General features: G+C 70.5%; 4 protein-coding genes. 3 read left to right on the forward strand and 1 reads right to left on the reverse strand.

The window, feature by feature from the left end; all coding sequences use genetic code 11:
* Positions 1 to 71: 71 nt before the first annotated feature.
* The 3 genes from HR086_RS12410 (at position 72) to HR086_RS12420 (ending at position 4,822) form a co-directional block, all read left to right on the forward strand.
* Positions 72 to 2,834 carry a TonB-dependent receptor domain-containing protein gene (locus HR086_RS12410; protein WP_174465719.1) on the forward strand — a complete coding sequence of 921 codons (2,763 nt, stop codon included), beginning with the start codon at positions 72 to 74 and terminating at the stop codon, positions 2,832 to 2,834.
* A gap of 1 nt (position 2,835) precedes the next feature.
* The gene (locus HR086_RS12415) at positions 2,836 to 4,125 is read left to right on the forward strand and encodes a hypothetical protein (protein ID WP_174465720.1); all 1,290 of its coding nucleotides are present in this window, start codon (positions 2,836 to 2,838) and stop codon (positions 4,123 to 4,125) included.
* Between the two features lie 100 nt (positions 4,126 to 4,225).
* Positions 4,226 to 4,822 (forward strand): hypothetical protein, encoded by a 597-nt coding sequence (locus HR086_RS12420; protein WP_141648579.1) that lies wholly within the window; start codon positions 4,226 to 4,228, stop codon positions 4,820 to 4,822.
* Positions 4,823 to 5,017: 195 nt separating this feature from the next.
* Here HR086_RS12420 and HR086_RS12425 read toward each other — a convergent pair.
* Positions 5,018 to 6,844 (reverse strand): glycoside hydrolase family 15 protein (locus HR086_RS12425; RefSeq protein ID WP_174465721.1); only part of this gene is annotated, 1,827 nt, incomplete at its 5' end.

A 6,844-nucleotide genomic window follows, 5' to 3' on the forward strand; every position in this document is an offset into this window, starting at 1 on the left:
GAGGCTGCGCCGCGTGAGAGCACACCGGCCGGGGTGACAGTTCTCTGCCCATCCGGTGTTGAAGGTTTCCCATGCGTTTTGAGCGCAGCTCTCTCCTGCCGCTGCTCGTCCTGGCGGCAGTGCCCTTCCTCGTGCGAGCGCAGGGCCTCCCCGCCCCCTCCGCCGAGTCCCGCACCGTCGAAGTCGAACTCCAGTCCACCGACGGCGGCACCTCCGTGTCCGCCGAGGACGCCACGCGACTGGGCCTCACCACCGATGGCGGTGAAGCCGCGCTCGTGCCACCGACCCTCGTCGCCGACGCACCCGCCGCATGGCCCGTGGGCCTGGAGGGCACTCCCGGTGAAGTGACCCTGGAGCTGCTGGTGGATGAACAGGGCGCGGTGGCCGAGGTGAAGGTCGTCGACGCACCGCACGAGCCCCGCCTCACCGAGGCCGCGCTCCAGGCCGCGCCGGGTCTGCGCTTCACTCCCGCCACCCTCGCCGGAGTGCCCGTGGCGGTGCGCCTGCCCTTCGTCTACCGCTTCGTGCCTCCCGCCGCGCCCGTCCCCGTCTCCACCGCGCGACTCACCGGAGAGGTGCGCGCGCGCGGCACGCGCCGTCCCCTCGCCGATGCGCTCCTCTTCGTGGACGGGAGCACGGAGCCCGCGGGCACCGTGGACGCACAAGGGCGCTTCACCCTGGAGCTGCGCCCCGGCACCCACCACGTGGAAGCGCGCGCCCCCGGACACACGCCGAGCACCTTCGAGGAAACGCTCTCCGAGGGCCAGTCGCTCCAGGTCATCTACCGCTTGCAGCCCGGGCGCGTGAATCCCTACGAGACGGTGGTGCGGGACGACCGCCCCCGCACCGAGGTGACGCGCATCACCCTGCACGAGCAGGAACTCCGCGAGGTGCCCGGCACGCTGGGCGACCCGTTCCGTGTCGTCATGTTGATGCCCGGAGTGGGCAGCCTCGCCTCGGGCATCAGCTACCCCGTGGTGCGTGGCAGCCAGCCCGCCGCCACCGGCTTCTTCCTCGACGGCGTGCGCATCCCCATGCTGTACCACCTGATGCTCGGGCCCGCGGTGATTCACCCGGACTTCATCGACACCGTCGACTTCTTCCCGGGCTCGCCGCCCGTGCAGTACGGACGGCTGCTGGGCGGCGCGGTGGAGGGGCGGCTGAGCCGACCGCGCGAGGACCGGCTGCACGTCACCGCCTACGCGGACCTGCTCAACAGCGGCGGCTTCATCGAGTACCCCTTCGAGAGCACCGGCACCTCCGTCAGCGTCGCCGGCCGCGTCAGCTACTCGGCGCTGTTGATCTCCCTGGGGTCCAAACTCCTCAGTGGGTCCGACGCGGAGAAGGTGCACGCGAACTTCTGGGACTACCAGGCGCGCATCGAGCAGAAGGTCGGCGAGGGCCGCGTGCGCCTGTTCGCGCTGGGCAGCTCGGACGACGTGGGCTCCAGCCCTTCGACCTATTACATCGGCTCCACCGGCGGCAGCATCGTGTCCCGCTTCCACCGGGTGGACCTGCGCGGCACCCATCCGCTCGCGGGGGGTGATGCGGAAGTGGGCCTCACCGTGGGCTCGGACGCGCTGGGCCTCGACGGAGAGGAGTCGGAACGCCTGCCGAGCGGCGCCATCTCCTTCCGCAAGGTGGGCGAGTACGCCCTGCGCCAGACGACGTTCGCGATGCGGGCCGGCTGGAAGCGCCGCCTGGACTCCACGCTGGAGCTCGCCGTGGGCGGCGACGTGGAGCACCGGCGCGCCGCCACCGACATCACCGGCACCGGCATCCCCCCGGGCACCAACCCCGACGACCCGGTGGACCCCATCAAGAGCCCCTCCTCGCTGGCGACCTTCTCCGGCGTCTACGCGGCGGTGACGTGGGTTCCCGCCGAAAAGTGGGTGCTCCAGCCGGGCGTGCGCCTGGACAACTACCACCTGTCCCCCGGCATCAATCACGCGGTGGTGGAGCCTCGGCTCACCGTGCGCCACCAGCTCACGGACGCGCTCGTGCTCAAGGGCGGCGCGGGCGTCTTCCACCAATCGCCCACCGTGCTGGTGCACCTGCCCGCCGTGGACACCTCCAGCCTCCGCTACGGACTCCAGGAGGGCCTCCAGTTCGACGTGGGCGCCGAGTGGAAGGCGATGGACGGCCTGGAGCTGAGCGGCGACGCCTTCTACAACCCCCTCACCCGCGCGGTGGAATTGGACCTGCAGCAGGTGGTGGAGAACCGACGACGCCGGGGACTCGCGACACCCGACCCCTCCACGAGCGGCTACGCGTATGGCTTCGAGCTGATGGCCCGGCACCCGCTGGGCCGCGACTGGTTCGGCTGGGTCTCCTACAGCTTCCTCCAGAGCAAGCGCCGCGTGCGTTTCGACCGCTACGGCGACGATGACCACGTGGTGGGTACGCAGGAGGGCACGCTGCCCTTCGCCTTCGAGCAGGCCCATGTCATCAACGCCGCGCTCAGCTACAAGTTCGGCAACAACTGGACGGTGGGCACGGTGGTGCACTTCAACACCGGCCGCCCCGAGTCCGGCGAAATCACCACCCTCACCCAACGCATCGTGACGACGCCGGAGGGGGAAGAGCACTGGGTGCGACAGGACCGGGACAAGTCCGAGCGACTGGACGCGTTCTTCCGCGTGGACCTGCGCGTCGCCAAATCATGGGCCATGGAGGACTTCACGCTCGACGCCTATCTGGACGTCCTCAACGTGTCGGCCCGGCAGGAGGTGATTGCCTATGACTATGGCTTCGACCGCGCGGGCACTCCCCAGCGCAAACCCCAGAGCCTGCCCATCATCCTCCCGCTCCTCGGCGTGAAGGGGACCTACTGACATGCGCCACCCGCTCCGCTCCCTGGCCCTGCTCGCGCTCGTCGCCGCGGGCTGCGACCGCAAGCCCGAAGACCCCATCTTCGTCTATGGCCGACTGCAACACCTGGACGGCTCTCCGAACTCGGACACGACGGTGACCGTGGAGCGCAAGGTTCACACGCGCTCCGGCTTCGTCGACCCCACCGCTAGCGAGTTCGAGCGTTACGGAGAGAGCCGCAGTGAGCGCTCGGGGGCCTTCACGCTGGAGGTCCTCTACGGCGACTCCATCGACGAGCGCCTCTCCGACTTCACCCAGTATCGCTTTCGCGTGGCGGCGCCGCTGGAGGAAGGCCACGGCGTCTTCAGCTCGTTCGTCTTCTACGATGACGCGGAGCTGCCACCGCTGCGGCCCTGGGCACCCCAGCTCGCGCTGGCCCTGGGCGCGGAGGGCCCCGAGTTCTCCTTCGCCTCGGCGCCTCCACCGCCCGCGCTGCCGGCCTCCGCGGAGCTTCCGGAAATCTACTTCCAGGACAACGGCGACCCGACGCCCGTGGAGCCCCTCACCCCGTACCCCGTGCTGCAGCTCCATGGTCCCGGAGGCCGCGTGTGGGAAGTGCACGACCCCACGTCGCCCTGGCATGCCAATCCCTATCTTCTGGAGGACTTCCCGGGCGTGGAGGCGCAGGTCCGCGCCGTGACACTGGGCTCGTGGCTCTTCTATCCCCTGGCCGCCAACAGCAGCAGCGTGTCGTTCCGGGTGGAATGGCGTGGCCCTTGGCTGCCCGTTCCCAGCGGAAGCCTGCGCCCCATCAGCCGCGGCGCCTCGTGCGTCCCGACTCCCACGGGAGCGCCGTGCCCGTACACGGATGGCTCACTGCTGACCGTGCGGACGGACCTGACCCGCGAGACGTCGGGCGTGAACAACGTGACGCTCCAGTGGGAGACCGCCGTGCGGCCCCGGCGCGCCGTCATTCGCGACCTGCAGATGGTGACGGGGTTCGACCCCATCATTCAGGTGCGCGTGGAGGGCAGCGCGGATGGCGCCACCTGGTCGACGCTCGCCGAGGTGCCCTACGTGAACCACGACCCCTCGAGCCCGTTCGACCCGGTGTTCTCCACCACCATCGAATCGACGGGGGAGGACAGCCCCTATGGGGATGGTCCGCTGGACATGGAGCGCAAGGCGCGCTTCCTCGACGTGCCGCTCACGGGTGACGCGCCGGTTCGTCAGGTGCGGCTACAGGTGAGGGCGGGGAACGCGGGAGGACCCGTCCTCATCTACGCGCTCTCCGAGTTGTCCATTTTCGAGTAGCGCCAGCGCCCCCAATCACCCTGGAGAGCAGGTTGCTGCGCGGGGGACACGTGCCGACGTTTCCGCGAGGAAAGCCACACTGCCTTGAAGGAGCAGGCCCTTGCGTACGATTCCCTCGAAGAAGATGTCCCTGTTGTCGGAAACCGAAGCCAGGCTCGTGTTGTCGAGCGCCCCGCGCAACCTCACGGAGCTGTCGACCCGGGAGCTGCGCGGTCGCGTCCTGCGCGCGCGGCGATTGATGACCAAGTACGAGAGCCTGGCGCGCCGTCAGCGGCGTGAAGCCCTGGGCCGGCGGCAGCCGACCCGTGCCCGTCGCGCCGAGGGCAACGCCAACACCCTGCGCAAGGCGACGTACTTCCGTCAGGCCCTGATGCGCTTCGAGAAGCGCCTGGCCATGATGGAGCGCCGTGAGGCGGTGGAGGCCAAGCGGGCTCGCACCGTGCGAAAGGTGAGCAGCACGCGGAGGACTCGCGCCTCGGCGCCGGCCCGTCGGGCGACGAGGACCGTGGGTGGGCGCAAGCCCGTGCGCCGCGCGCGCACCGCCGGACGCACCGCCACCACGTCCGTGCGAGCGACGCGGGCCCAGCGCCGCAAGGGCGGTGCGCGCAAGCAGCAGCGCTTCGGCGCCGTCCGTCGCAACGCGCACACCACCTCTCGCAACCGTCGCACCCAGGCCCGGAGCGACCAGCGGCGCTGAAGCACGGCGGGCCCACGGGGCGGGCGGTCATCCACGCCCGCGCTTGAGGCGAACTCCAGCGACATCCCGTTGCCCCGACACCGGATGGAACGTCTCCATCTGGAAGTCTGGGGCGCGTCATGTCTCGTTGGAGTGTCCACAAGCGCCGGGCGTTGTCCCGCCCTGCTCCCAGCCCCTTGAGCCGAGCCCCTTGCCTCAGGCCCGGCGACGCCGCGTCAGCGCGGTGAGTCCCGCGAGCGCCAGCATCAGCCACACCGCCATCGCGCCGGGGCCCGAGGCGCTGCACCCGCCGCCACTGACACGCGGCGCCTCCGAGTCCCCCGCATCCGGCACAAACGGGCCCGCATCCGGCTCGCCCGAGCCCGCGTCCGGCTCACCCGAGCCCGCGTCCGGCGGCTTCGACAGCGTGCTCTCATCCAGGTACGCGCCACACGCCGGGTCCGCCGTGCCGTCCGCGCGGTGCGCCAGCGCGAGCGCGTACGCCCCCGCGCCAAAGCCCACCATGGGCGAGTTGAACTTGTACGTGCCGTTCAGCTCGTCATACGTCTCCGACACCGCCAGGTAGTTCTTCAGCGACTGGTCCGTCACCCACTTGAGCACCCGCTCCGCGCGCTCCGGGTCCCCCGCCATCCGCTTCACCATCGCGCCGCGCAGGCTCACGATGACCCACTCCGCGCTGTCGTACTCGCTGCCCCACGGGCTCATGTCCGCGCCGCCCGTGTGGTCATAGCGGTCATCGTTGCGCGACCAGCCCGCGCCCGCCGGAGACGACAGCCTCAAGTCCAATCCGCGAATCGTCTCCCGGGCAATCTTCCCCGCCGGGTCGAACAGCTCGAACGCGAACGCGTCGAACACCGCCGTGTCCCAGTATCCCCGGCCCGACTTCAGCTCCTCCAGGTTGGAGGCCAGCGCGAAGTTGCTGTCCGTCAGCTTCTCCGCCATCGCCCGGCGGATGGACTCGCCCGCGGCGCGGTAGCGCGTCGCACGCTCGGCATCCCCCACGCGCTCGGCCAGCACCGCCGCGTCACACAGGCCGCGCGCCGCCGTGAGGCTCGTGTACGCCCACGCGCGCTGCCGCCCGTTCCAGTGCGTCTCCCAGATGGACGAGTCCGGCCGGATGAGCCCCGTCTCCGGGTCGATGAGCGCCACCAGCGCGTCGCCCACCTTCGTCGACACCGTCTGCCAGTGCTGGTCCACCAGCGTGACGTCCCCCGTGGTGCGCTCGTAGTGCCGCAGCGCCCAGAGGAAGAGCCCGAAGCCGTCGAACTCGAGGTTGGGCCCCGCCTCGTTGAAGTCCGTCTCCTCCACACCGAAGCCGTGGTAGCGCGTGAGCGTGATGAGGTACGGCGGCATCGAGTACGGCTGCAGCTCGCGCCAGTTCTGGAACCGCCCGCTGTCCGCGTTCAGGTAGTACGTCAGCGCCTCGCGCGCGTCGCTCCGCATGCCCAGCGTGGCCATCGCCGCCGCCGCGTAGGCGCCGTCTCGAATCCACGCATACGTCCACTGGCCCGGCGGAAGGCTCGCCAGCACCGCGCCCTTGCCCGCGTGTTTCACCATGCCCGGCAGCGTCGCCGGCGCGCCGTTGGGTGCCTTGAAGCGCGTCAGGCGCGTCTCGCCATCCCGGCTCAGCGACTCGCGCATGAACGTCTCACCCTCGCGGACCTGCGCCATGTGCAGCACCACCGCGGAGTGGCGCACCAGTGATTCCTCGTTCTCCACCGTGCCCGTCGGCACCTTCACGGTGTCCGTCTGGAAGGCCGCCCAGCGCGCGACCTCCGCCTCCACCAGCGCCTTCGCATCCAACGCGCCCACGTAGTCCGTCAGCCACTGCCGCGCCGTGGCCGTCCCCTCCGGATTGCCGAAGTGAACGAAGGCCACGCCGGCCCACTTCTCCGCGCCCGCCGCGATGTCTCCCAGGTTGAACTGATACGCCGTGGCCCAGCCCGTCCCCGCCGACGGCTGCGCCGTGAACTCCTGCAGGTCCTGCTGCCCGCCCCCCTGCACCACGTTGAACCCGTTGCC

Source organism: Myxococcus sp. CA039A (genome assembly GCF_013336645.1).
In the GTDB taxonomy this organism is placed as follows: Bacteria; Myxococcota; Myxococcia; order Myxococcales; family Myxococcaceae; genus Myxococcus; species Myxococcus llanfairpwllgwyngyllgogerychwyrndrobwllllantysiliogogogochensis.

What these genes read in the sequence shown, in the direction of transcription:
- HR086_RS12410 (WP_174465719.1), top strand. Translation starts at nt 72, where the DNA reads ATGCGTTTTGAGCGCAGCTCTCTCCTGCCGCTGCTCGTCCTGGCGGCA.
- HR086_RS12415 (WP_174465720.1), top strand. Translation starts at nt 2,836, where the DNA reads ATGCGCCACCCGCTCCGCTCCCTGGCCCTGCTCGCGCTCGTCGCCGCG.